Source organism: Haloarcula amylovorans (genome assembly GCF_004681185.1).
GTDB lineage: Archaea > Halobacteriota > Halobacteria > Halobacteriales > Haloarculaceae > Haloarcula > Haloarcula amylovorans.
The window spans coordinates 98,302-119,277 of the sequence record NZ_SRIF01000005.1 but is presented as its reverse complement, the minus strand read 5'-3'; the positions used below and the strand labels follow the sequence as shown (position 1 = coordinate 119,277).

The following is a 20,976-nucleotide window of genomic DNA, read 5'->3' as shown; positions in this document are numbered from 1 at the left end:
CATCCTCCCCCAGATGTCGGCAATTACTGTCGCTATTCAGTGACGACACTGTAGGCACTCACCAACTAGCTGCCGCAGAACCGTTCCGACGGTTAGGAGGTCAGGCGACGTTGAAGCCCTTGTCGCGGAGGAAGTCCTCGACGCGACCGGTGTGGTTGCCCTGGAGTTCGATCTGGCCGTCTTCGACCGTCCCCCCGCAGGCGAACTTGGACTTGAGGTCCGAAGACAGCGAGTCCATGTCCACGTCTTTGGGGTCGAACCCTTCGATTATCGTTACCTCCTTCCCGTAACGGCGCTCGTCGATGCGGATGTTAATCTGCTGGGACTCTTTAGCGACGTCTTCACAGACGCAGAGCTCCTCAGGCAGCCCACACGTCGAGCAGACTTCCGACATTACACCGGCCCGTACGAAACCTTCGTATTAAACACTGTCGGGCGAAAGCCGCGCCTACCGGTTTGCGACCACGCTGTCCGCGATTTCGACCGCTTCGTCGGCGGCCGCCTCGGAGACGTCGCCGCCGTAGCGAAGCCGTTCGCGCAGGGTCGCGATTCGCCGGGCATCCGCGTCGGCGTCGATGGCGTCGAGGTACTCCCGGACCGTCTCGCCGCGCTCGCGGGGGCGGTGTTCGTCGGCGAGGACGGCCATCACGCGCTGGAACGCGCGTTCGACGTCGGTCTCGGGGTCCTCCCGGCGCTGGTAGCGGAGCCAGATCGCCCGCGAGACGCGGTCGGTCACGCCGGCACGGCGGAGCCCGGCGGCCGTCCCCAGTAGCGCGACGAGGCCGAGCGCGGCTTCCTCGCGCGAGGGGAGTTCCGGCAGCGTCGTGCCACTGTCCCCACCTTCGGTGCCGCCGCCAGCACCGCCCCGTGGCGTCGGTGTATCGGCCACTTCGTCGGTGCCGTTCGGTGTGGGCGTCGGGGTCTCGGTCTCCTCGGGGGTCTCGGTCAGCGGCGGTGGGGTGGCCGTCGGTGTCGGCGTGAACTGGCTGCCGTCGCCCGTCTCGTCAGTGTCGGCCGAGTCGTCACCGTCCGAGCGGGCTTCGTCGACCCGGTCCTGTTCGGCCGACTCGCGCGGACCGCTCGGGGTCGGGTCGAACTGAATCCAACCGTGGTCGGGGAAGTATGCCTCGACCCACGCATGGGAGTTCAGCCCGCGGACCACCCAGCGGTTCTCGTCGACTTGTTCGCCAGAAGTGTAGCCGACGGCGAACCGGGCGGGGATGCCCTGCGTTCGCAACATTGTCACCATCGTCGTGGCGAAGTAGACGCAGTAGCCGCGGTCCATCTCGTGGAGGAACCGGTCGGCGACATTGTAATCTGGCTTGTCGACCTCCAACGAGTACTCCCGTTCGTTTTGCAACCAGCGCTCGACGACCAGCGCCGTCTCGTAGGGGTTCTCCGCGTTGGCAGTCAGCGTCGTCGTCGTCTCGCGGACCCGGTCGGGCGTGCTGTCGGGCAGTTGGAGATAGCGCTGTGTCACGCTGTCGGGGTAGTCCTCGCCGGCCTCGCGCAGCTGCCGTGGCGTGGCGACGATGACCTCGCTCGTGATTTCGTAGCTGTCGCCCGCGTCGAGTTGCTCGGTCGGCTGGAACCCGCGGTGGGTCGTCAGTTTCACGTCGACCCCTCCATCGTACTGAACCGGCTTCCACGCCGCCGGGACGGTGCCGATGGCCGACTCGGCTTCGAAGGACTGACGGAGCGGCCGGCTATCGCCGGGCGGACCGGAAAGCTGGTTGCCACCGTAGGGGCTCGCGTTTCCAGTGCGGACCCAACCGTCACCGGTGTAGCGGTCGTAGGCGGCGACGCGCCAGTAGCGCGGCTCCTCGCTCTCGACGGTGAACCTGACCGTCGGCGACAGCGAGATATCGCCTTGTACCGTCAACGACTCGTCGGCGTTGAGCAGACTACCCTCGACGGTCGTTCCGCTCTCGTCGGTAAAGGAGAGAGCGCTTCCGGAGACCGACGGCGCGCGAGAGAGAACAGCCGGGAGAACGATGATGGCGGCCAACTGTTCGAGGACCGCCCGCCGACCCGAATCGATGCCGGCGTCGTCTTCCGCCGCCGCACTCCCGGCAGTCGCCGAAGCGGAGGCCGCAGACTCGGGCAGAATCGTCTCGTCCGGCGGCGAGAGCGTATCGAGGTTCCCGAAGCCGATGGCGGCGAACCCCCCGACGACGCCGAGCAGCGTCGTCACGACGCCGGCGTCAGTCGTCAGGACAAAGAAGGCGAGCGTCGTGCCGGCGGCCAGTACCGCCGTGACGTACCAGCGCCGGAGCGCAAAGTACGTCGTGAGGAATACCGGCGCGGGCGCGAAGGAGATGACCCACAGGCGAACGTTGGCTATCTGGAGGAGTCGCCGTCCGGAGAGCAGCGCCGCGGTGTCCCGGAGCAAGTCGGCGAAGGCGGGATCCGTCGTGAGGTTCGTGATGTACCACACCAGCCCTGCCGCAAACAGGATCGCGCCGATAACAAGCGCTACCACCGGCGGTAGGAAGCGCGCCAACAGGGCCGCCGCGACCAGCGAGACGGCGCTGACGGCGAGAAACAGCGTCGGGTCGCCGACCACGTCGATGAGGTGGTACATCGTCCGCAACGGCGCGCCGAGCGCGAGCGCGACGGCAAGCAACGCGAGCACCCGCGTCTCGCTCCACGGAGAGACGCCACGAAGTCGGTCGGTGACGCCGCTCACGTCTCTACCTCCCCGACGAGCGGGTTGTCTCGGCTCGTCGTCACGTCCTCGAATGTCTGCTGGCGGTCCGCGACGGTGACGGTGACGCCGCCCTCGTCGGCGGTCACCAGAACGTCGGCGTCGTCGGCCCGCCCGGTCTCGCCGGCCGGAGTGCGGGCGAGCAGTTCCAGCAGCCGAGTCCGGTGGGTGTCGCCGTAGCCGCTCTCGACGGTCCCACCGGGAACGGCCAGTTCGACGGCGAGTCCGCTCTCCAGTGCGCCCATTGCGACCGTCGCGGCGGCGGCTGCCATCTCGTCTCCGTGGCCGTCTTCGGCCTCCGCGACGACGAGGAGGCCGCGGTCGCTTCGCTGGTCGGCGAACTCCTTGACGAGAAGGTCGTCGCGTTTGGCGCTGGATTTCCAGTGAACGTCCCGCAGGGAGTCGCCGGGGACGTACTCTCGCAGTCGGTCGAACGCCTGTCGGTCCTCGGTGTCGGGGACGAGCGTCTGGACGAAGGTATCCGGGCCGCCCACTCGGTACACCGATGGGTAGACGAGGACGTCGCGGGTCGCGTCGACCGTCGTCTTCGAGACGACGAGACCCAGCGCGTCGGTCAGCGCCACGTCGACCGGGCCGAGACGGTGTTCGCCCCGCCGGTCGTAGGTCACCTCGTAGCTGATGGTCGCCGGGAGCGAGCGGCGAACGGTGCTGTCACCACTGAGTCCGTCGGAGAGGCGGTCGGCGAGGCGGGCGACGCCGCTCCCATCGACGGTGAGTTCGACGGTTCGGTGGTCGCCGGGAAAGCCACGCCGGGGCGACGACCGCTCGACGGTCGGCGGCCCGGCCAGATACACTTGCCCGACGGCCACGACGAACCCCACGAGCAGTGGGCCGGCGACCGCGCCCAGTGCCTGCTGGCCGAATCGGGAGGCGACGGCCACGGCGGTGGCGGCCACGAGGAGGACGCCGACACCACGACGTGTCGGTCTCATTCGACGTCGACTGAATCGAGGGCCGCCGCGACGAGGACGTCGGCGGTCTGCTCGCTGCTATCGGTCCGAATCCGGTGGGGGAGGACGACCGGCGCTTCCTGCTGGACGTCGTCGGGGACGACGTAGGTTCGGCCGTTCATCACCGCGCGGGCTTGTGACGCCCGTAGCAGGGAGATACTCCCGCGCGGACTGACGCCGAGTTCGGCGTTCTCTCGGGTGTAGCGCGCGAGGCGGGTCGCGTACGACCGGATGGCTTCTTCGACAGTCACGTCGGCGACGGTGTCCCGGGCGGCCTGTAAGTCCGCGAGCGTCGCCACCGGCGAGAGGTCGTCGATGGGATGGTGGCCGACGACCGAGCCGAGCATCGCCGTCTCCTCGGCTTCCTCGGGATAGCCCAGATGGAGTTTCGTCATGAACCGGTCGAGCTCGGCCATCGGCAGGTCGTAGGCCTTGTTCTGTTCGACCGTGTTCTGCGTGGCGATGACGGTGAACGGTTGCGGGACGGAATAGGTCGTCCCGTCGACCGAAACCTGTCCCTCCTCCATCGCTTCCAGCAGTGCGGACTGGGTCTTCGGCGGGGCGCGGTTGATCTCGTCGCCCAACACGACGTTGGCGAAGATTGGACCGCGGCGGAACTCGAACTCCTGTGTCTTCTGGTTGTAGACGTTAACGCCAGTGACGTCCGTGGGGAGGAGGTCCGGCGTGAACTGCACGCGCTTGAACTCGCCGTCGAAGGAAGCCGCGACCGACCGCGCCAGCATCGTCTTGCCGACGCCGGGGACGTCCTCCAGTAAGATGTGGCCTCGGCCGAGCAACGCCGTCACGATGTGTTCGATCTCGTCGTGGTGGCCGACGATGACCTCCTCGACGTTCTCGATTACCTGCGTCGCGACGCGACTCGCGTCGCGGAGCGCACTGTCCGACTGTTGGCCGCGTGTTGTATCCGTATCTGTCATGTGTGGAGATGCTGCGCGGCGAGCATCCGACCGCGCGATGGGCGAGCGTACCACCCCGCGACGAGTGAGTCAGTTCGCCCGTCGCTCGTCCGCACCGTGCGCAGTTCCAATGTAGCTACCTGTTAGGAGTGCGTACACGTAACTTTGCTGGATGCGGACCTTTGCCACACGGCCGATCAAGAGCGGTCCCACTCCTTGCAATCGGAACAGACCAGCGATTCGTTCTGTTGCCAGCGGCGCTCGACGGCCTCGCCACAGACACTGCAGGCCGCGCCCTCGGCCGACCACGCGTAGGTCGTCACTGCCGGCGTCACACCACCGTCATCGGTCGGTTCCCTGTCGGTCGGTTCCGTGCCATCGGCTGACGCTGAGTCGTCCGGCGACTCCACATTTGCGACCGCCGGGTCGTCTCCCGCGTCCGATTCGTCCGGCGACGAATCGCTCTCTCCCGCCTCGGCGTCGTCCCCGCCGCCGAGGAACTGGTCAAGCGAGGCGTCTTCGCTCATGGCAGTTACTCCGACCGGGAGCGCCAAATAGCTGTCTTGCCCTCGCCGCGAACGGAAACACAAAGTGGGGGCACCGCTAATGCCCGGCCATGCAAGGACTCCTCACACAACTCGTACAGAGCATCCTCGACGCACCGGGCGAGTTCATCAAAATCGCCCTGGCCGACCCACTTTCGGGGCTTCTCATCCTCATCGGCGCACTGTTGGTCGGGGCTGCTTCGGCAGTCTTCGGCTACCTCTCGCTGGGCGCAGTCGTCTCCCTGTTCATGCGTCCGGGGAGCGGTCGGTCGCCGCCCCGAGCAGACCGATAGCGTCCTCGATATCCGGACCGAGCGGCGAGGCGAAGACGACGCTGTCGGCGTGTTCTCGGAGTGCTTCGACTCGGTCGGCCACGTCTTCGGGCGTGCCGGTGATACAGAACGCCTCCAGCATCGCGTCGGTGACTAGCCCGAAGGCTCGTTCGAACTCGCCAGCCGAGATGGCGTCGCCGACGTCCGCGGCGACGCCGTGGTCGATGCCGTGGCGGTCTAACACCGGCGGCGGCGACCCCGAGGCGACGAACGCGACCGGCGGCCGGGCGGCCTCGCGAGCGGCGTCGGCGTCCTCGGCGACGGAAACGCTGGCGTAGGCAGCGAGGTCGAACTCGGTGTCGGGCACGCGCTCGTCGGCCATCTTCTCGACCTGTTCTTGCGCCCACGCGAGGTCCTTCGGGTGCGCGCCGTTGTACAGCGCGCCGTCAGCGTGTTTCGCTGCCATTCGCGTCATGTGTGGTCCCTGTGCGCCGACGTACGTCGGAATCTCGCCGACGATATCGTAGTTGAGGCCCGCGTCGACCGCCTCGAAGGTCCCGTCGTGGTCGACGCGTTCGCCGTCCCAGAGCCGCTCGGCGACTTTGAGCGTCTCCAAGACGCGACGCAGTGCGTCGTCGTGGTCGAATCCGAGATTCCGAATCGTGGATTTGTCGCCGGGGCCGACGCCGAAGACGGCGCGGCCGTCGCTCATCTCCGAGAGGGTCCCGACCCGCGAGGCCAGCGTCACCGGGTGCGTCTCGTAGGGGTTGGCGATGCCCGGCCCGAGCAGGACGTCTTCGGTCCTGTTCGCCATCTCCGCGAGCGCCATGAACTGGTCGCGGTTGTTGTAGTGGTGGCTGACGAAGACGGCGTCGAATTCCTGTTTCTCGGCCTGAACGGCGAAATCCGAGAGCTGTGCGACCGGGTGTTCCGGGGTGAGTTCAATCGCGTTCATGAGACCACTCTCTGAGCGCCTGCCTGACGATGTCGTTCTCCGGCGAGCGGTAGAGGGAGTCGCTCTCGCCGTGGTCGCCGAAGTCGAAGTCGCGGACGAGAGCGACCGGCGTGCCGCCACCGCCCTCGCCGGTGACGAGGTTGCCCGCGGCAGCGAGTTCGTCCACGACGGCCTGTACCGTCACGCCGAGTTCGCGCCCGTCGCGGTCGTGTTCGCCGCGCCAGTCGCGGGCGGCGGGGATGCCCGCCCAACCGAGGGCGACCCCGCGTTGGCCGAGGCGGAACGGCCGACCGGAGGTGTCCGTGACGACGATGGCCACGTCTGCCCCCGTGCGCTCGCGGATGCCCGCACGAATCGCCTCGGCGCTTCCGGTCGGGTCTTCGGGCAAGAGGAGCAGATCGGCGTCGGGTACGTTCGAGCGGTCGATACCCGCGTTGACCGTGATATGGCCGAAACGCGTGACCGCGAGGATGAACGGTGCGTCGACGACGAGTTCCTCGCTCTCGTCGAGAACTGCCTGTGCGAACCGGGGGTCTTTCTCCTCACCGGTAATCGACCCGATTCGCTCGGCGATCCGCTCCGCTCGCTCGCCCGCCTCGAACTCGTCGAGGTCCGCCTGTCGACCCGCCGCCTTCGAGACAATCGTGCTCGCTACACAGAGGATGTCACCGTCTCGAAGAGCCGCTCGCTCCGCGACGAGTTCGGCCACGTCGTCGCTGGGACGGACCTCCGGCAATCCCTCGACCGCAGAGACTTCCATACTCCTTTCTCCGGGGTGAGACGGAAAAAGGCCGCCGTTAGGTGCAAGCGGGGCCGTCGTCGGCAATCGCTGCCGCATCGATAGCGGGGAGTCGTCGCCCGGTTATCTCGACCACGCGGGTTTTTATTCGACGCACTCTCACCAGTAGCCGTGCGGTTGGTACAACTCACGGTCCCGACGGGCAAACTCGAAGCCGCGCTCGACGTCCTCGACGGCGAGGGGATCGACTACGTCGTCACCGACGAGACGAGCAATCGGGACATCGCGGCCGTGGTCTCGTTCCCCATTCCGACGGAGGCGCTCGAACCCGTCCTCGCGGCACTACGCGAGGTGGGCCTAGACGAGGATACCTACACCGTCGTCGTCGACGCGAGCACCGTCATCTCCCGGCAGTTCGACGAACTGCAGGAGAAGTACGCCGAGGAGGAGAGCGAAGACCGTATCGCCCGTGAGGAACTGACGGCGAAGGCCAACGAACTCGCCCCAGCGTTCCCCATCTACGCCGTAATGACCGTCATCAGCGCAGTCGTCGCCACCGCCGGCCTCCTGTTGAACTCGGCGGCGGTCATCGTCGGGTCGATGGTCATCGCGCCGCTCATCGGCCCGGCCCTGTCGGCGAACGTCGGCACCGTCGTCGACGACCAGGAGATGTTCCGCCGCGGCGTGAAACTACAGGCGCTCGGCCTCCTCCTGTCTATCGCCAGCGCCGCGGTGTTCGCCTTCTTCGTTCGGATGGCCAACGTCATCCCGCCCATCACCGACATCACCACCATCGACCAGATCGGCGAGCGCGTCGCCCCCGATTTCCTCTCGCTCGCCGTCGCGTTAGGCGCTGGCGCGGCAGGCATCCTCAGCCTCACCAGCGGTGTCTCGACGGCGCTCGTCGGCGTCATGATCGCCGTCGCCCTCATTCCGCCCGCCGCGGCAGTGGGGATCGGCATCGCGTGGGGCGCACCGCTCGTGAGCCTCGGGTCGGGCGTGCTCTTACTCGTAAACGTCCTCTCGATCAATCTCGCCGCCCTCCTCGGCCTCTGGTATCAGGGCTACCAACCTGTGAATTGGTTTCAGAAGGGCGAGGCCCGGTCGGCAACGCTCAAGCGAATCGGCGTCCTCGTCGTCGCAATCCTCGTGCTGTCGGCGTTCCTCGGGGGCGTGACGCTCGACTCCTATCAACGAGCCACCTCCGACCGGGAGATACGCCAAAGCATCGACGAAGAGGTTCCCTCGCCTGCCGACCTCATTTCCGTCGAGGTCCAGCAGACCAACACAGTCATCTTTCAGGAGCCGCGCCACGTCACCGTCACCGTCGGGATTCCGCCCGGAACCGACCCACCGAGTCTCGCCAGCGAAATCGACGCGGCCGCCGATGCCGCAGCGGGCCGGGACGTCTCGGTCTCAGTCCAGTACGTGGTCGTCGAACACGCCATCTGAGACGGACTGTTGTCGCTGTGTCCCGATATCCGACGGCCCCGTTTCGGCGAAATGTCGAACTGAACGACAACGGTCCACACGACGCTCAAACGCGTTTTTGAACGTACGATTACATAAATACAGTCGAGCGCGTTGACAGCGTATGGTCTCCAGACCACTCGCAATCGCAGGTGTACTGGCCGTTCTACTGGCCGGCGGCGTCGGGTTCGCCCTCGCAAGCGGCGGCCCTGTCCCGTCGGCGGAGAACGCGACCGTCAGCGTCAGCGCGGACGCAACAGTCGAGCGCGCGCCCGACCGAGCGACCGTCACCGTCGCCGCCGTCGGCCGCGGCGAGACGGCCGCCGCCGCCCGGAACAACCTGAGCGGCGACGCCGACGCCGTCCAGCAGGCGCTCGAAGACGCGGGCGCGAACGTCACCTCCTCGCGCTTTAGCATCCATCCCGAGTACGAACGGACCGAGACGGGCCGTGAACAGGTCGGCTACGTCGCCGTCCACACCGTCGAAGCCGAGACGAGCGACGTCGACTCGGTCGGGTCGCTCGTCGACGTCGCCGTCGATGCGGGTGCGGACCGCGTCGATGGCATCACCTACAGCCTAAGCGAGGAGACCCGACAGGACGCGCGACAAGAGGCCCTGACGACCGCGATGGACCGCGCGCGAACTGACGCCGAGACCGTCGCCGCCGCCGAGGGGCGCTCCGTCGACGGCGTCGCCACCATCCAGACGAGCGACAGCGGCCGATACGTCGTCCGTGCCGAGATGGCCACCGCCGACGCCGGAAGCGCCGGCGGAAGTACGGTTATCTCGCCCGGCCCGGTCACCGTCGATGCGGCGGTGCAGGTGACCTACGAACTCGGGTGAGCGGACCGACGGGTCGCGGTCGCCCCGACCGCCTCGCGAACAAAATTTTCATCTTCCCGCCATCGGTGATAGCATCTACACATGGCCGCCGGTGGTCCCATCGTCCAACTCGCCGTCGTCGTTCTGTCGGTCCTCGGACTGTGGCTCGGAGCGAGATTCCTCGTAGACGCCGTCGTCCGACTTGCTCGCCGGTTCGGCCTCTCGGACCTCACAATCGGCCTGACCATCGTGGCGATGGGGACGTCCACGCCGGAACTGGCCGTCTCCGTCGACGCCGCGTTCAAGGGACTGGGCGACATCGCCGTCGCGAACGTCCTCGGGTCGAACATCTACAACCTCGCGTTCATCCTCGGCGTCGTCTCCCTCTTCCGGGTGCTCCCGGTCACCGAGACGCTGGTCCGACGGGACGGGCTGGCGCTGCTCGCGAGCACCCTCCTCGGCGTCGCGGTTCTGTTCGACGGGGCGGTGACGCGGCTCGAAGGGGTCGTCCTGACCGGAGTGTTCCTCGCCTACACCGCGTACCTGCTCCGGACCGAACAGTCCGACCAGACGGGGACCGAGCAGTCGGCGAGCGCGGCGACCGGCACAGTCACCGAGCGGCTGTCGTTCCGCGGCCGGGACGGCCTACTGTTGCTCGGCGGGCTGGCGCTGGTGCTCGTGAGTGGGGATTACATGGTTCTGGCGGCGTCGGCGCTGGCGCGGGGCGCGGGCATCTCCGAGTGGGTCATCGGGGGAACCATCGTCGCGGCCGGGACGTCAACGCCGGAGTTCGCCGTCTCGCTGGTGGCGATTCGACGGGGAAGCCTCGGCGTCTCCGTCGGGAACGTCATCGGGAGCAACGTCTACAACCTCACGGGAATCGTCGGCGTCGCGGCGCTCGTCCGGCCCCTCGCGGCGAGCGGGACGGCGACGGCGACGCTGCTGTGGCTGGTCGGCGTCTCGGTCGCCATGGTCGCGGCGCTGTGGACCGGGCGGGTGCTCTCGCGCCTCGAAGGGGCGCTGTTCGCAGCGTCCGAGATGGTCCGGTGGGCCCTCGGACTACTCGGGGCCCTCGGCTGACTGACTCTCCGCTCGCTACTCGTCGTCGAACGGCAGTTCCAGGTCATAGCCGACGGCGTCGACGGCCGCGGCCAAGACACCCTCGACGTTGTCGTCCTCGGTGACGCTCATGTAGTGGTCGGCTTCTACGTCCGTCGAGCGGTCGCTCTTGTTGGCGATCGTGAGCACCGGCACGTCGAAGCGCGTCTGGATGTCGTTTCGCAGTTCGAGTTGCTGGGCGAGCGGGTAGCCACACTCCTCGCTGGGGTCGACGAGGACGAGGACGGCGTCGGCGAGGTGTTCGAGCGCGCTGACCGCCTGTGACTCGATCTCGTTGCGCTCCTCCGGTGGTCGGTCGAGTAGCCCCGGTGTGTCCACGAGCTGGTAGCGGATGCGCTGGTCCTCGAAGTGACCGACGCGGATCTGGGTCGTCGTGAACGGGTAAGAGGCAATCTCGTTGTCCGCGCGCGTGACGCGATTGACGAACGAGGACTTCCCGACGTTAGGGTAGCCCGCGACGACGATGGCCGGTTCGTCCGGGCGGATATCGGGCAGGACCTTCAGCGCGTCTCGGGCCGTCGAGACGGCCGCGAGGTCGTCTTCGACTTCCTCGACCACGTCGGCCATGCGGGCGAACGCCTGCTTACGGAGCTTGCGGGCAGTGTCCTTATCGCCGCGGACCAGCCGACCTTCGTACTCCTGTCGAATCTCCTTGGCCTTCCGACCGGCCCACGAGACCTCCGAGAGGTGCTGTTTCAGGGCGTCGATGCCCGGGTCGTCGTCGGCCGGATCGGACTCGCTGACCACGGCGTCGGCCAGTTCGACGTAGAACGGGTCTAACTCGTCGATGGTCGGCCACGACTGGGCGACGTTCTGTAAGTTGTCGGAGACGATGTTCGAGGCCGTCATCAGCATCGACTGCTGGGCCTCGACGCCGTCTTTGCTTCCACCGGCGCGCGTCGCCCGCGAGAAGGCCTTGTCGATGACCTCCTCGCCGGTCGGCGTCGTCGGTAGATTCTCGAAAGGATGGCTCATTGGGCCGTCGTAGACGGCCAGCGCGTAAAAACGCGTCCAATCGGTGACAGCCGTGTGAGGGGTGCGCGTGGATTAGGGCGAGGTGACCCCAAACAACTGCGACCCACGCTTTTCACCGGTCCGTTCGTACGCCCGGTATGGCACACATCGACGCCGGCGAACTCCTGCCCAACGAGCACGTCCAGCAGATGGCCGCCGAGGGGAAGATCACGCAGATGCACCGCGGTCACCGCTACGCCGACGAGGGCGACACGTTCGACATCGACGGCACCACCTACGAAGTGACAGACGTGACCGAACGGACGCTCGGCGACCTGACTGACGAGGACGCACAGCGCGAAGGCTCCGAAAACTTAGCGGCCTACCGCGATCGGCTCGCCCGCGTCCACGACGAGTTCGAGTGGGACGACGACAGCGACGTCGTCCGGCATCGGTTCGCGCCGGCGGACGACGAGTGAGCGAGTCGCGAGTGACTCCCGAATGGCTACAGCAGGCCGCCGAATCCGCCCCAGCGCAGATACACCATGTCGGCGATGAGTAGCAGTTGGACGAGGCCCTGCACGCCGCCGAGCATGGCGTTTTGCTGGCCGACGGCCGAGATGACGCTCGTGTCCGGTGCAGCCGAGACCATCTCCTTGTAGATGCGTACCTCGCCGGGCATCAAGAAGCCAAAGCCCTGCACCGAGAGGATGGTGACGAGTGCCAGCGCCACGACGATGGCGGGGGCGGTCATCTGGAACGCGCCGACGGTCGTCGCCATCCACACCAGCGACCCGACGGTGCCGACGGCGAACGGCACTTGCCAGCGCCAGTCCGAGTACGCGTTCAGCCGCCAGCCCAGCAACAGGAAGATCGGAATGACGTTGGCCGCCGTGAATAACGCGAGCCACGGTCCCGAGTGGGCGAATATCTCCAGTCGGAGCGCCAGCGCGATGCCCGACGCGATGGTGAGAAACGCCATCGACGGCAGGAAGAAGGCGGTCTTGGGCGTCAGCCGCTCGAAGACGGCGGCGCTCTGTTTCTCCTCTAAGCCGCCGATGACCGGGCCGAGAATCGCGCCGATGAAGATGTCGGTCCCAGTCCAGAGGACGCCCGCCATGACGTGGACGTAGGTGTGCTGTTGTATCGACGCGACTGTCGTGGCGTAGGCGAGTGCGACGAGGGAGATGGCGACTACCCCGACCGCGAACGCCGGATTCGCTCGTCGTCCCAACCCCGCTATCGTCCCACGAACGGTCTCCCCACTCATGTAATCAGGAAACCACTTGGCAGCGGTTTAAACCTAGCTCTCAGGTCAGTTTTTGTGAGCGGGATCCCACTACTGCTCGCGGCTTCGCCGTCGTCGGGCGGCAACGCCGCCCGACTGCCTGCGGGACCGAAGGTCCCTCTCCGCTGCGCTTTTTTCGAGGGCCGTTCGCTTCGTTCACGCCCCTCGCTATCGTCGCTTTGCTAACTCAGCCCGCAAATCCGCGAGGTCCATGTCTTTCATCGAGAGCAAGACGAGCAGGTGATAGACGATGTCGGCGGACTCGTGAGCGAGTTCTTCGCGGTCGTCGTCTTTTGCCGCGAGAATCAACTCGGTAGTTTCCTCGCCGAGTTTCTCCAGAACGGCGTTCTCGCCCTTCTCGTGGGTGAACAGGGACGTGGTGTACGAATCCTCTGGGAGATTCTCCTTGCGGTCTTCGATGACCGCGAACAGGTCGTCGATGACGTCGTCGGCGTCGTCCATACCGGGCGGTCGGCGGGGGCCCTATTCAGGCCGTCGAAGCGTTATGTCTCGACGCTGTCGAAGAAGGCGAGGTCGTGGATGCGCGGGTCCTCGGTCAGTTCCGGGTGAAACGAGGTGCCGACGACGGGACCCTGACGCACCGCGACAGGGCGGTCGTCCCACGACGCCAGCACCTCGACGCCGTCGCCGACGTAGTCGATGACCGGTGCGCGGATGAACACCGCCGGGAACGACTCGTCGAGACCGGTCACGGAAAGCGGGGCCTCGAAACTGTCTTTCTGTCGACCGAAGGCGTTGCGCTCGACGGTGACGTCGAGGACGTTCAGCGTCTCTACGCGATCGTCGTGGGCGTCACTGGCGGCGACGATGAGGCCGGCGCACGTCGCCAACACCGGTTTCCCGGCCTCGACGTGGGCCGTAATCTCCCGGTCGATGCCCCCTCGGTGGACGAGCCGTGAGATGGTGGTCGACTCGCCGCCGGGCAGCAAGAGCACGTCGCAGTCGGGGACGAGCCCCGCCTCGCGTATCTCGACGACCTCCGCCGTCTCGCCGTGGGCTGTTGCCGCTCGTTCGATCGCGTCGGCGTGTTCGGAGACGTCGCCCTGCACGGCGAGGACACCTGCCCGTAGAGTCATGGTCGTCGATACGCCGGGGACCATCAAAACCCTCTCGTCTCGGTGAGCACACCGTTCCGGGCCGAATACCGCGAGCCAAACCGTTAGGTGCTGGGCACCCCAGACCGTGAGTATGGGAAAGCGACGGGACCCGGTCGCATCGAACGCGGACCGGTCGACGGACCTCTACGAAATCGCTGACTGGGAGGTACGGTCCCGCCTGGACCGCTTCGCCCACTGGCTCTATCACACGGGCATCTGGGCGCTGCGCGGGATGGTCATCCTCATCGCTCTCGTCATCTTGATACTGCAGATCGCGTTCGGCAGCCTCGGCGCGCTCGGCGTACAGCCGCTGTTCGCCGGTCTCGCGGCCCTCTCAGCGGTTCCGGCCCTACTGCTCGCGGTCTATATCTGGCGCGCGGACGTGACCAGCCCGGAACCGCTGACGTTGTTGGTCGGGACCTTCCTGTTGGGCGTCTTGTTCGCCGGCTTCGCGGGCATCCTCAACGTCGTCATCGGTGACCGTGTGCAGGCCATCGGCTCCGGGTTCGGGCTGTTCGAACCCGCCGGGCTGTTCTTCTTCTTCTTCCTCGTCGTCGGTCCCGTCGAGGAGAGCGTGAAACTGCTCGCGGTGCGGTTGTACCCGTACCGCGACGACCGCTTCGACGCCGTTATCGACGGCGCGGTGTACGGGGCCGCCGCCGGGCTCGGCTTCGCCACTATCGAGAACGCGCTGTACATCGTCCAGAACACCGAGGCCGTCGACGGGACGATACAGGCAATCAACGCTGGCAGCGACATCGCGGCCGTGCGGGCGCTGGCCGGGCCGGGTCACGTCATCTACTCGGCGTTCGCGGGCTACTACCTCGGGTTAGCGAAGTTCAACCCGGACGACGCCGGCCCAATCATTCTAAAAGGGCTGCTCATCGCCACGCTCATCCACGCCACGTACAACACGCTGTCGGGTCCCGTGACCGTGGTACTCTCGGGTGTGTACGGTATCAGCCAGTTCACTGCCTTCCTCGGATTCGTCGTCGTCTACGACGCGCTGTTCGGCCTGCTACTGCTTCGAAAACTCAACGCCTACCGGCGAGCATACGAGCAGGCACACCAGGTGACGGATAGCTCCCCGGACGAAATCGAGCAGATTGAGTTCGAACCCTAGTGGAGCTGTTCGACGTACTTTGCCACCACGTCGACTTCGAGGTGGACTGGGTCGCCGACGGACTTCGCAGAGAGCGTCGTCTCCTCGTACGTCGTCGGGACGATGGCCACGTCGAAGCGGTCGTCGTCGCGAGCGGCGACGGTGAGACTGATGCCGTCGACCGTAATCGACCCCTTCTCGACGAGGTAATCGCGCTGTGCGTCGGGGAGCGAGAAGGAGAACGTCCAATCGCCGTCGTACTCGCTACGCTCGGACGACGAAATCCCACTCGCGTCGCTCGCGGGACCACCGCCCTCCCGTTCGATGCCGACGATTTCGGCCGTCGCGTCGACGTGGCCCTGCACGATGTGGCCGTCGAAGCGGCCATCGGCGGGCATCGCCCGTTCGAGGTTGACGGTCGCCCCCTCGGTCAGCCGGTCGAAGAAGGTCCGGTCGAGCGTCTCGCGGGCGAGAAACACCTCGAACCACTCCCCGTCGGCGAACGCCTCGACGGTGAGACACGCGCCGCTGACGCTGATCGACTGGCCAGATTCGAGGTCCGAAAAGGGCGCGCCGATGCGGATTCGCCGGCCGTCTTCGTCGTCCACGACTTCCCGTATCTCGCCGGTCGCCTCGACAATCCCGGTGAACATACCGATTGCTTGGCGACTGGCGTGGAAAGCGCTTCGCCTCGCAACGCGTCGAGCACGGAACCGGACCCCATCGAAGACACTTACTCGAAATCGAGTAATATATTTACATCACTAGTCACAAGGAATTTAACGTTGACGGCCCTATCCGGTGGTATGCCAGAGATGGCTCCCCCGAAGCGCGACGACGGTGACTGGACGGCCAGACACGCGCGGACGCGTCCCCGCGAGAAACGGCCAGTCGCCGACTACGAGCTCGAAGACGGCTGGAACGTTCGCCACGCCGAGACAGACCGCGACTAACGCTGTAGCACTTCGACGCCGACGAGTTCCGCGCCGGTGAGCGCACGGATGTACGCGCCGCCGGCGATGGAGACGTGCCCGAACTCGTCTTCTTCCATCCCGTACATCTCGATTGCACGAGAGGTGTCGCCGCCGCCGACGACCGAGAAGCAGTCGGTGTCCGCGATGGCTTCGAGGACGCCCGCCGTGCCCACGGAGAAGCGCTCGTCTTCGAACATCCCGAGCGCGCCCTTCATGAAGACGGCCTCGGACTCCCGAATTATCGGCGAGTACTCCATGACCGTCTCGCTGCCCACGTCGAGATACGAGACCGTCTTCTCGTCGATATCGTCGACCGACTGTTCGGCGCGGCTCCCGTCGTCGCCCTCGTAGGCCAGGTCCACTGCGAGCGTGATCTGGTCACGGTGGTCTTCAAGCATCGACTCGATTTTGTCGCTGTTCTGTTCCCACTGCTCGTCGTAGAGGTTGGCGTCGTCGATGTCGTAGCCGACGGGGTAGCCCGCCGCTCGGAGGAACAGTTCGCCAGCGATACCGCCCAGCAAGAAGGCGTCGACCTTCTCGTCTAAGTGCGTCATCACGTCGATGACGTCGGTCGCTTTCGTTCCGCCGACGACCATCGTCACCTGCCCGTCGAACTCCTTCTCGGCGATGGCGGTGTTAGCCTCGTACTCGGTCTCCATGACCCGGCCCGCGTATGCGTCCATGACCAGCGGGAACCCGACGAGCGAGGCGTGCGAGCGGTGTGCCGCCGAGTAAGCGTCGTTGATGTACGCGTCGAACTCGTCTTTAAGCGTCTGGACGAACTCGGTCTCGGCCTTCACCTCGGGCTCTTCTTCGGGCAGTTCCTCGTCGCACATCCGCGTGTTCTCCAAGACGAGGACGTCGCCGCCGTCGAGTTCGCCGATAGCGTCGAGCGCCTCCTCGCCGAAGGTGTCTGCGACGAAGTCGACCGGGCTGTCGATATGGGATTCGAGGATGTCGGCGTGTTGGGAAAGGGAGACGAAGTCGTCCCGGCCGGGCCGACCTTGGTGGGCCATCACCGCAACCTCGAAGTCACGCTCTACGAGTTCGCGGATTGTCTCGGCATGGCGGTCGAACCGTCGGTTATCCTGTACTTCGCCGTCTTCGACGGGGGAGTTGAGGTCGAGTCGCACGAGGACGCGCTGCCCGTCCTCGACGTCGTCGAGCGTCTGGAAAGTCATCACGCGAAGACACAGTCGCCCCGTGCTTAGGCGTTTCCGAGTCCACCGAGTGACTCGCGAGTCGCCGACGACACTACCGGCTCAGGAACCCGCGAAATCGAGAGAGGTGAAAACGAAGCGGAGAGACCAGTCTACTGTTCGGTGATGTACTGCGCCACGTCGAGCATCCGGCTCGAGAAGCCGTACTCGTTGTCGTACCACGTCAGAATCTTCGTCATCCCGTTGACGACGTTCGTCGACTGGAGGTCGACCTGCGAGGAGTAGGGGTCGCCGAGGATGTCGGAGGAGACGACGTCCTCGGTCGTGACGCCCAGCACGCCTTCGAGGTCGCCCTCGGCGGCCGCTTCGAACGCCGCGTTGACGTCGCTCTCGGTGACCTCTTCGTTCAGGTCGACGACGAACTCCGTGATGGAGCCGTTCGGGACCGGGACGCGGATGGCCATCCCGTCGAGTTTCCCTTCGAGGTCGGGCAGGACCTCGGTGGCGGCCTGTGCGGCACCGGTCGAGGTCGGGATGATGTTCTCGGCCGCGGCGCGGCGGCGGCGGGGTTTGCTGTTGGGACCGTCCATGAGGTTCTGCGACCCAGTGTAGGCGTGGACGGTCGTCAGCTGGCCCGATTCGATGCCGAACTCTTCGTCGAGCACCTTCGCGACCGGCGTGATGGAGTTCGTCGTACAGGAGGCGTTCGAGACGACGTCCTCGCCGTCGTACTCGTCTTCGTTGACGCCGTAGACGATCTGCTTAACGTGCTCATCACCCTTCGGCGGCGCGGAGATGAGCACTTTGTCGGCACCCGCTTCGAGGTGCTGGCTCGCGTCCTCTTTCGTCCGGAAGATGCCCGTCGCCTCGAACGCGACGTCGACGTCTAAGTCCTCCCACGGGAGTTCCGTCGGGTCAGTCTCGTGGAAGATCCCCGCCTCGAAGTCGGAACCCTCGACGCTGAGGACGCCGTCCTCGACGTTCGCACCGGGGAGATTGCCCATGACGGTGTCGTACTGGGCGAAGTAGTCGATCTCGTCGTCGTCCATGACGTCGTTGATGCCGACGATTTCGACATCGTCGTTCTCCAGCGAAGCACGGAATACGTTACGGCCGATACGGCCGAAGCCGTTGAGGCCGACGCGGACTGGGTCACTCATACCGGCTAGTAAAGTGCCTGTTCGGAGTAAAGTGTTTTCGGAATTGTTTCGAGCCGTGTTTGTTTGTGTTCGTTACGTTTCGAACGAACGTCTATGACAAACATCGCGCCGTGTGTCCGGTCGAAATAGATTAGCTGAGTTCGACAGAAGGCTTTTGAGAGATACGACCGAATGGCCCTATAGTAATGAGACGGGACGACGACGACCCCTTCGACGAGTTCTTCCGCGAGATAGAGCGGATGATGGACGAGATGATGGGTGCCGAAGGGGACGTCCACATCGACCGAGACGGTGCGGCCGGGGGGAGCGACCTACACATTGACGTTCACGAGACCGACGAGGAAGTTCGCGTCGTCGCCGACATCCCCGGCATCGAGAAAGAAGCGATCGACCTCAAATGCGACGGCAACGTCCTCACCATCGACGCCGACAGCCACCAGCGAGAGTACCACGAGCGACTCACTCTCCCCAGTGCAGTCGACGAACACTCCGCGTCGGCCACCTACAACAACGGCATCCTCGAAGTCACCTTCGACCGCGAAGAGGATTCAGCCGACATCGAGCTGTAACGCCGCACTCATCGGCGTCCAACCGATTTTTGCTACTGCCGTGCTGTCGCGCGAACTAACGCCGCCAGTCGGTTCCAAAATCCCTCTTCGTACTTCGTCGCGTCGTCGATGGTTGGCCGGGCGTTCGTCTCGTTGACGACGGCGCGGTCGTCGGTCACGAGCAAATCGACACCCAGATACGAAATGTCGAGTACGTCAGCCGCGCGTTCTGCCAGGTCGCGCAGCGAGTCGGGCAACGTGATCCCCTGGGCGTCGGCCCCGCGGTGGACGTTGTGCTTCCAACGCCCGCCCGCGCGGGCGTCTGCGGAGAGACATCGTTCGACGGCTCCGACGTACTCGCCGTCGACGATCATCGCCCGGTAGTCACGCGCGTCGGGGAGGTACTCCTGAACCAGAAACGACTGATCACCAGTCGCCCGGTAGTCGTGGACCAAATCGAGGTAGTCAGCGATACCCAGGAACGAATCGAGGTCGTGGGCCGTCGTGACGCCGACGCCGCGGGTCGTCGAGTTGGGCTTGACGACCACCGGCGGATCGAACCGTTCGAAGGCGGCGACGAGGGAGGCTTCGTCAGCGGGGTTCGAGACGAGCACCGTCTCCGGTACCGGAACGTCGGCCCGCCCGAGTCGAGTCAGCACGTCGGCTTTGTTGCGTGAGCGCAGTATCGCCTCGCGGTCGTTGACCCACGGCACGCCCAGCATCGCGTCGGCGACGGCCCCCTCCATGATGCGAGAGGGGTAGACGAACCCCACGTCGTAGGCCGCGAACGGCGAGTCAGTAAGCGACAGCGACCGCTCGCTGCCGTCGACGTGGCCGACGGCGATGTTGCGGGCCGAAAGCGGCTCTCGCATCCGCTCGAACGTCTCCTCCCGCGTCGTGACGGCGAGGTTCAGCATCACCCGTCGCTTGGTGCGGTCGCTACAAATACTCCCGGTCGACCGCCGAGACCGGCCGTTACTCCGTCCTGCCGCGGGCACGTCGGCGCTTCAACAGCCACAACACGATAATCGCGCCCTCCAGCCGCGCGACCGAGTACACCCACGGCCGCAGTTCCACGTCGTCGTCTTTCGCCGCCACCCCCATCCAGAAGTCGACCATCTTCTTCGGTGCGAGCAGTTCAACCAGCCCGGTGACGAGCAGTAGCAATCGGAATGCCATACTCGACGATACGACGTGTTAGGTGAATAGGATTTCGGCGATCGCGGTATTTCATCGGCTGCGGTGGCCGAGCGCGCGTTTCATCGCGCGCGACGCCGTCAGAGCCTACTCTGACGAGCCTTCGTTCGCTCCGCTCACCAAGACGGAGAAGGGCAGGCTGACGAGCGAAGCATCCACGGCGCGAAGCGCCGCGGTTCATCGGTCGCGCGGAGCGCGACCGGCCTTTTTGGTCCAGATTTTTCAAGGAGCGGGTTGCGGGCCGACGGCCCGCAACCGAGTGACGTGGCGGCGAAGCCGCCACGCACCTCCCGCAGCGCCGCGAAGCGTGCGAGGAAACCCAACGCAGAAAAAGGTGGTTTTACGAAACCAGCTGTTCCGCGCCACGCTCGACCTTGATACGGCAGGACGGCGTGATCTTGTTGTAGGCACGGCGGAACGCCTCTTTGACGTGCTCGGCGTCCTCGACTCGACAGTAGGCGGTGAACAACTGTTCGCCGGCCTGCATGCGAGCGGCGGTGCCGACGATCTTCCCGAAGGCCTGTCGCATCCCGTCTGAGACACGGTCGGCCCCGGCACCGGTCGCCTGCTTGTTCTCTCGCAGGACCTGGTGGGGGAACTTTCGCAGCGTCATCTTGTAGTCGCCGTCCTCGCCGAGTTCCTTGATGAGGTGGCGGTTGGCCGACAGGCGCGAGGCTTCGAGCGAGCCGTGACGGAGCTGGACCGACTCCTCGACGATGAGGCTGATCTGGACGGGATAGTCGTCCGTGTCGGTCTGCTTTTGGCCCATCTCGTGCTGTGCAATCTTCGAACCAGGGATGCCCGTGATGTATTCGCGTCGGGTGTACGCAGGCTTGTCGATGTCCCGGTACATCGAGGCGGGTTTGTCCGACATAGGTACTCTTGGCGAATACGTGGCCGAGCGACGGCATAAGGGCTTCGAAGGCCGACCGATGTGTGGCGAACGGTCGCACGGCC

The 20,976-nt window shown here is 65.7% G+C and carries 25 protein-coding genes; 8 read left to right on the top strand and 17 right to left on the bottom strand.

Translation table 11 applies throughout. The annotated features are described in order from the left end of the window. Window positions 1-100 precede the first annotated feature (100 nt). From yciH to E4S61_RS18020, 5 genes are all read right to left on the bottom strand, one after another. A complete protein-coding gene (gene yciH, locus E4S61_RS18040; RefSeq protein ID WP_135305337.1) occupies window positions 101-394 on the bottom strand; it encodes a stress response translation initiation inhibitor YciH in 294 nt (97 codons plus the stop codon). Between the two features lie 54 nt (window positions 395-448). Next, window positions 449-2,689: a transglutaminase family protein gene (locus E4S61_RS18035; RefSeq protein ID WP_135305336.1), complete on the bottom strand. Its 2,241-nt coding sequence runs from the start codon at window positions 2,687-2,689 to the stop codon at window positions 449-451. Continuing rightward, window positions 2,686-3,660 (bottom strand): DUF58 domain-containing protein, encoded by a 975-nt coding sequence (locus E4S61_RS18030; protein ID WP_135305335.1) that lies wholly within the window; start codon window positions 3,658-3,660, stop codon window positions 2,686-2,688. The genes E4S61_RS18035 and E4S61_RS18030 overlap by 4 nt, the downstream gene beginning before the upstream one ends. Next, on the bottom strand, window positions 3,657-4,616 hold the full coding sequence (locus E4S61_RS18025) for an AAA family ATPase (RefSeq protein ID WP_135305334.1): 960 nt from the start codon (window positions 4,614-4,616) through the stop codon (window positions 3,657-3,659). Before E4S61_RS18025 ends, E4S61_RS18030 begins: the two co-directional genes overlap by 4 nt. A 176-nt stretch (window positions 4,617-4,792) precedes the next feature. Further along, on the bottom strand, window positions 4,793-5,122 hold the full coding sequence (locus tag E4S61_RS18020; RefSeq protein WP_135305333.1) for a DUF7573 domain-containing protein: 330 nt from the start codon (window positions 5,120-5,122) through the stop codon (window positions 4,793-4,795). An 89-nt stretch (window positions 5,123-5,211) separates the two neighbouring features. Here E4S61_RS18020 and E4S61_RS18015 point away from each other — a divergent pair, with 89 nt between their 5' ends. Then, window positions 5,212-5,433 carry a hypothetical protein gene (locus E4S61_RS18015; RefSeq protein ID WP_135305332.1) on the top strand — a complete coding sequence of 74 codons (222 nt, stop codon included), beginning with the start codon at window positions 5,212-5,214 and terminating at the stop codon, window positions 5,431-5,433. On the opposite strand, the gene E4S61_RS18010 is transcribed toward E4S61_RS18015, so the two are convergent. Both E4S61_RS18010 and E4S61_RS18005 read right to left on the bottom strand, forming a co-directional pair. Further along, a complete protein-coding gene (locus E4S61_RS18010) occupies window positions 5,387-6,367 on the bottom strand; it encodes a 5,10-methylenetetrahydromethanopterin reductase (RefSeq protein ID WP_135305331.1) in 981 nt (326 codons plus the stop codon). The two genes, E4S61_RS18015 and E4S61_RS18010, sit on opposite strands and share 47 nt — an antisense overlap. Beyond that, window positions 6,354-7,127, bottom strand: coding sequence for a coenzyme F420-0:L-glutamate ligase (locus E4S61_RS18005; RefSeq protein ID WP_135305330.1), 774 nt, complete (start codon window positions 7,125-7,127; stop codon window positions 6,354-6,356). The genes E4S61_RS18010 and E4S61_RS18005 overlap by 14 nt, the downstream gene beginning before the upstream one ends. A 150-nt stretch (window positions 7,128-7,277) precedes the next feature. On the opposite strand from E4S61_RS18005, the gene E4S61_RS18000 reads away from it, so the two are divergent. The 3 genes from E4S61_RS18000 (at window position 7,278) to E4S61_RS17990 (ending at window position 10,479) form a co-directional block, all read left to right on the top strand. Further along, window positions 7,278-8,558, top strand: coding sequence for a TIGR00341 family protein (locus tag E4S61_RS18000; protein ID WP_135305329.1), 1,281 nt, complete (start codon window positions 7,278-7,280; stop codon window positions 8,556-8,558). A 142-nt stretch (window positions 8,559-8,700) separates the two neighbouring features. Further along, window positions 8,701-9,420 (top strand): SIMPL domain-containing protein, encoded by a 720-nt coding sequence (locus E4S61_RS17995; RefSeq protein ID WP_135305328.1) that lies wholly within the window; start codon window positions 8,701-8,703, stop codon window positions 9,418-9,420. A gap of 81 nt (window positions 9,421-9,501) precedes the next feature. Then, a complete protein-coding gene (locus E4S61_RS17990) occupies window positions 9,502-10,479 on the top strand; it encodes a calcium/sodium antiporter (RefSeq protein ID WP_135305327.1) in 978 nt (325 codons plus the stop codon). A gap of 15 nt (window positions 10,480-10,494) precedes the next feature. Here the strand turns inward: E4S61_RS17990 and E4S61_RS17985 are convergent, their stop codons facing one another. Beyond that, window positions 10,495-11,493, bottom strand: coding sequence for an NOG1 family protein (locus E4S61_RS17985; RefSeq protein WP_135305326.1), 999 nt, complete (start codon window positions 11,491-11,493; stop codon window positions 10,495-10,497). A gap of 137 nt (window positions 11,494-11,630) precedes the next feature. Here E4S61_RS17985 and E4S61_RS17980 point away from each other — a divergent pair, with 137 nt between their 5' ends. Beyond that, window positions 11,631-11,951: an ASCH domain-containing protein gene (locus tag E4S61_RS17980; RefSeq protein WP_135305325.1), complete on the top strand. Its 321-nt coding sequence runs from the start codon at window positions 11,631-11,633 to the stop codon at window positions 11,949-11,951. 26 nt (window positions 11,952-11,977) lie between these two features. Here the strand turns inward: E4S61_RS17980 and E4S61_RS17975 are convergent, their stop codons facing one another. The 3 genes from E4S61_RS17975 to pdxT all read right to left on the bottom strand — a co-directional run bounded on the left by E4S61_RS17975 (window position 11,978) and on the right by pdxT (window position 13,857). Continuing rightward, window positions 11,978-12,706 (bottom strand): hypothetical protein, encoded by a 729-nt coding sequence (locus E4S61_RS17975; RefSeq protein WP_135305398.1) that lies wholly within the window; start codon window positions 12,704-12,706, stop codon window positions 11,978-11,980. A gap of 222 nt (window positions 12,707-12,928) precedes the next feature. Next, a complete protein-coding gene (gene hisE / locus E4S61_RS17970) occupies window positions 12,929-13,222 on the bottom strand; it encodes a phosphoribosyl-ATP diphosphatase (RefSeq protein ID WP_135305324.1) in 294 nt (97 codons plus the stop codon). 41 nt (window positions 13,223-13,263) lie between these two features. Further along, window positions 13,264-13,857 (bottom strand): pyridoxal 5'-phosphate synthase glutaminase subunit PdxT, encoded by a 594-nt coding sequence (gene pdxT / locus E4S61_RS17965; RefSeq protein WP_135305323.1) that lies wholly within the window; start codon window positions 13,855-13,857, stop codon window positions 13,264-13,266. Between the two features lie 112 nt (window positions 13,858-13,969). Here pdxT and E4S61_RS17960 point away from each other — a divergent pair, with 112 nt between their 5' ends. After that, window positions 13,970-15,001 (top strand): PrsW family intramembrane metalloprotease, encoded by a 1,032-nt coding sequence (locus tag E4S61_RS17960; RefSeq protein ID WP_135305322.1) that lies wholly within the window; start codon window positions 13,970-13,972, stop codon window positions 14,999-15,001. Here the strand turns inward: E4S61_RS17960 and ribE are convergent. Next, the gene (gene ribE / locus E4S61_RS17955; RefSeq protein WP_135305321.1) at window positions 14,998-15,633 is read right to left on the bottom strand and encodes a riboflavin synthase; all 636 of its coding nucleotides are present in this window, start codon (window positions 15,631-15,633) and stop codon (window positions 14,998-15,000) included. The two genes, E4S61_RS17960 and ribE, sit on opposite strands and share 4 nt — an antisense overlap. Before the next feature lie 153 nt (window positions 15,634-15,786). Here ribE and E4S61_RS25570 point away from each other — a divergent pair, with 153 nt between their 5' ends. Further along, window positions 15,787-15,933, top strand: coding sequence for a hypothetical protein (locus tag E4S61_RS25570; RefSeq protein WP_167768553.1), 147 nt, complete (start codon window positions 15,787-15,789; stop codon window positions 15,931-15,933). Here the strand turns inward: E4S61_RS25570 and E4S61_RS17950 are convergent. Both E4S61_RS17950 and gap read right to left on the bottom strand, forming a co-directional pair. Beyond that, window positions 15,930-17,135 (bottom strand): phosphoglycerate kinase, encoded by a 1,206-nt coding sequence (locus tag E4S61_RS17950; protein WP_135305320.1) that lies wholly within the window; start codon window positions 17,133-17,135, stop codon window positions 15,930-15,932. The two genes, E4S61_RS25570 and E4S61_RS17950, sit on opposite strands and share 4 nt — an antisense overlap. Before the next feature lie 131 nt (window positions 17,136-17,266). Then, on the bottom strand, window positions 17,267-18,274 hold the full coding sequence (gap, locus tag E4S61_RS17945; RefSeq protein WP_135305319.1) for a type I glyceraldehyde-3-phosphate dehydrogenase: 1,008 nt from the start codon (window positions 18,272-18,274) through the stop codon (window positions 17,267-17,269). A gap of 185 nt (window positions 18,275-18,459) precedes the next feature. Between gap and E4S61_RS17940 the strand changes: the two genes are divergently transcribed. After that, window positions 18,460-18,843 (top strand): Hsp20/alpha crystallin family protein, encoded by a 384-nt coding sequence (locus E4S61_RS17940; RefSeq protein ID WP_135305318.1) that lies wholly within the window; start codon window positions 18,460-18,462, stop codon window positions 18,841-18,843. 32 nt (window positions 18,844-18,875) lie between these two features. On the opposite strand, the gene E4S61_RS17935 is transcribed toward E4S61_RS17940, so the two are convergent. The 3 genes from E4S61_RS17935 to E4S61_RS17925 all read right to left on the bottom strand — a co-directional run bounded on the left by E4S61_RS17935 (window position 18,876) and on the right by E4S61_RS17925 (window position 20,893). Then, window positions 18,876-19,739, bottom strand: a complete 864-nt coding sequence (locus tag E4S61_RS17935) for an ATP-grasp domain-containing protein (protein ID WP_135305317.1) — start codon at window positions 19,737-19,739, stop codon at window positions 18,876-18,878. A 58-nt stretch (window positions 19,740-19,797) separates the two neighbouring features. Next, complete coding sequence (locus E4S61_RS17930) at window positions 19,798-20,001, bottom strand: hypothetical protein (protein ID WP_135305316.1); 204 nt, start codon at window positions 19,999-20,001, stop codon at window positions 19,798-19,800. A 358-nt stretch (window positions 20,002-20,359) separates the two neighbouring features. Then, window positions 20,360-20,893: a 50S ribosomal protein L16 gene (locus tag E4S61_RS17925; protein ID WP_135305315.1), complete on the bottom strand. Its 534-nt coding sequence runs from the start codon at window positions 20,891-20,893 to the stop codon at window positions 20,360-20,362. Window positions 20,894-20,976 lie beyond the last annotated feature (83 nt).

What these genes read in the sequence shown, in the direction of transcription:
- yciH (WP_135305337.1), bottom strand. Translation starts at nt 394, where the DNA reads ATGTCGGAAGTCTGCTCGACGTGTGGGCTGCCTGAGGAGCTCTGCGTC.
- E4S61_RS18030 (WP_135305335.1), bottom strand. Translation starts at nt 3,660, where the DNA reads ATGAGACCGACACGTCGTGGTGTCGGCGTCCTCCTCGTGGCCGCCACC.
- E4S61_RS18025 (WP_135305334.1), bottom strand. Translation starts at nt 4,616, where the DNA reads ATGACAGATACGGATACAACACGCGGCCAACAGTCGGACAGTGCGCTC.
- E4S61_RS18020 (WP_135305333.1), bottom strand. Translation starts at nt 5,122, where the DNA reads ATGAGCGAAGACGCCTCGCTTGACCAGTTCCTCGGCGGCGGGGACGAC.
- E4S61_RS18015 (WP_135305332.1), top strand. Translation starts at nt 5,212, where the DNA reads ATGCAAGGACTCCTCACACAACTCGTACAGAGCATCCTCGACGCACCG.
- E4S61_RS18010 (WP_135305331.1), bottom strand. Translation starts at nt 6,367, where the DNA reads ATGAACGCGATTGAACTCACCCCGGAACACCCGGTCGCACAGCTCTCG.
- E4S61_RS18005 (WP_135305330.1), bottom strand. Translation starts at nt 7,127, where the DNA reads ATGGAAGTCTCTGCGGTCGAGGGATTGCCGGAGGTCCGTCCCAGCGAC.
- E4S61_RS17995 (WP_135305328.1), top strand. Translation starts at nt 8,701, where the DNA reads ATGGTCTCCAGACCACTCGCAATCGCAGGTGTACTGGCCGTTCTACTG.
- E4S61_RS17990 (WP_135305327.1), top strand. Translation starts at nt 9,502, where the DNA reads ATGGCCGCCGGTGGTCCCATCGTCCAACTCGCCGTCGTCGTTCTGTCG.
- E4S61_RS17985 (WP_135305326.1), bottom strand. Translation starts at nt 11,493, where the DNA reads ATGAGCCATCCTTTCGAGAATCTACCGACGACGCCGACCGGCGAGGAG.
- E4S61_RS17980 (WP_135305325.1), top strand. Translation starts at nt 11,631, where the DNA reads ATGGCACACATCGACGCCGGCGAACTCCTGCCCAACGAGCACGTCCAG.
- hisE (WP_135305324.1), bottom strand. Translation starts at nt 13,222, where the DNA reads ATGGACGACGCCGACGACGTCATCGACGACCTGTTCGCGGTCATCGAA.
- pdxT (WP_135305323.1), bottom strand. Translation starts at nt 13,857, where the DNA reads ATGACTCTACGGGCAGGTGTCCTCGCCGTGCAGGGCGACGTCTCCGAA.
- E4S61_RS17960 (WP_135305322.1), top strand. Translation starts at nt 13,970, where the DNA reads ATGGGAAAGCGACGGGACCCGGTCGCATCGAACGCGGACCGGTCGACG.
- ribE (WP_135305321.1), bottom strand. Translation starts at nt 15,633, where the DNA reads ATGTTCACCGGGATTGTCGAGGCGACCGGCGAGATACGGGAAGTCGTG.
- E4S61_RS25570 (WP_167768553.1), top strand. Translation starts at nt 15,787, where the DNA reads ATGCCAGAGATGGCTCCCCCGAAGCGCGACGACGGTGACTGGACGGCC.
- E4S61_RS17950 (WP_135305320.1), bottom strand. Translation starts at nt 17,135, where the DNA reads ATGACTTTCCAGACGCTCGACGACGTCGAGGACGGGCAGCGCGTCCTC.
- gap (WP_135305319.1), bottom strand. Translation starts at nt 18,274, where the DNA reads ATGAGTGACCCAGTCCGCGTCGGCCTCAACGGCTTCGGCCGTATCGGC.
- E4S61_RS17940 (WP_135305318.1), top strand. Translation starts at nt 18,460, where the DNA reads ATGAGACGGGACGACGACGACCCCTTCGACGAGTTCTTCCGCGAGATA.
- E4S61_RS17935 (WP_135305317.1), bottom strand. Translation starts at nt 19,739, where the DNA reads ATGCTGAACCTCGCCGTCACGACGCGGGAGGAGACGTTCGAGCGGATG.
- E4S61_RS17930 (WP_135305316.1), bottom strand. Translation starts at nt 20,001, where the DNA reads ATGGCATTCCGATTGCTACTGCTCGTCACCGGGCTGGTTGAACTGCTC.
- E4S61_RS17925 (WP_135305315.1), bottom strand. Translation starts at nt 20,893, where the DNA reads ATGTCGGACAAACCCGCCTCGATGTACCGGGACATCGACAAGCCTGCG.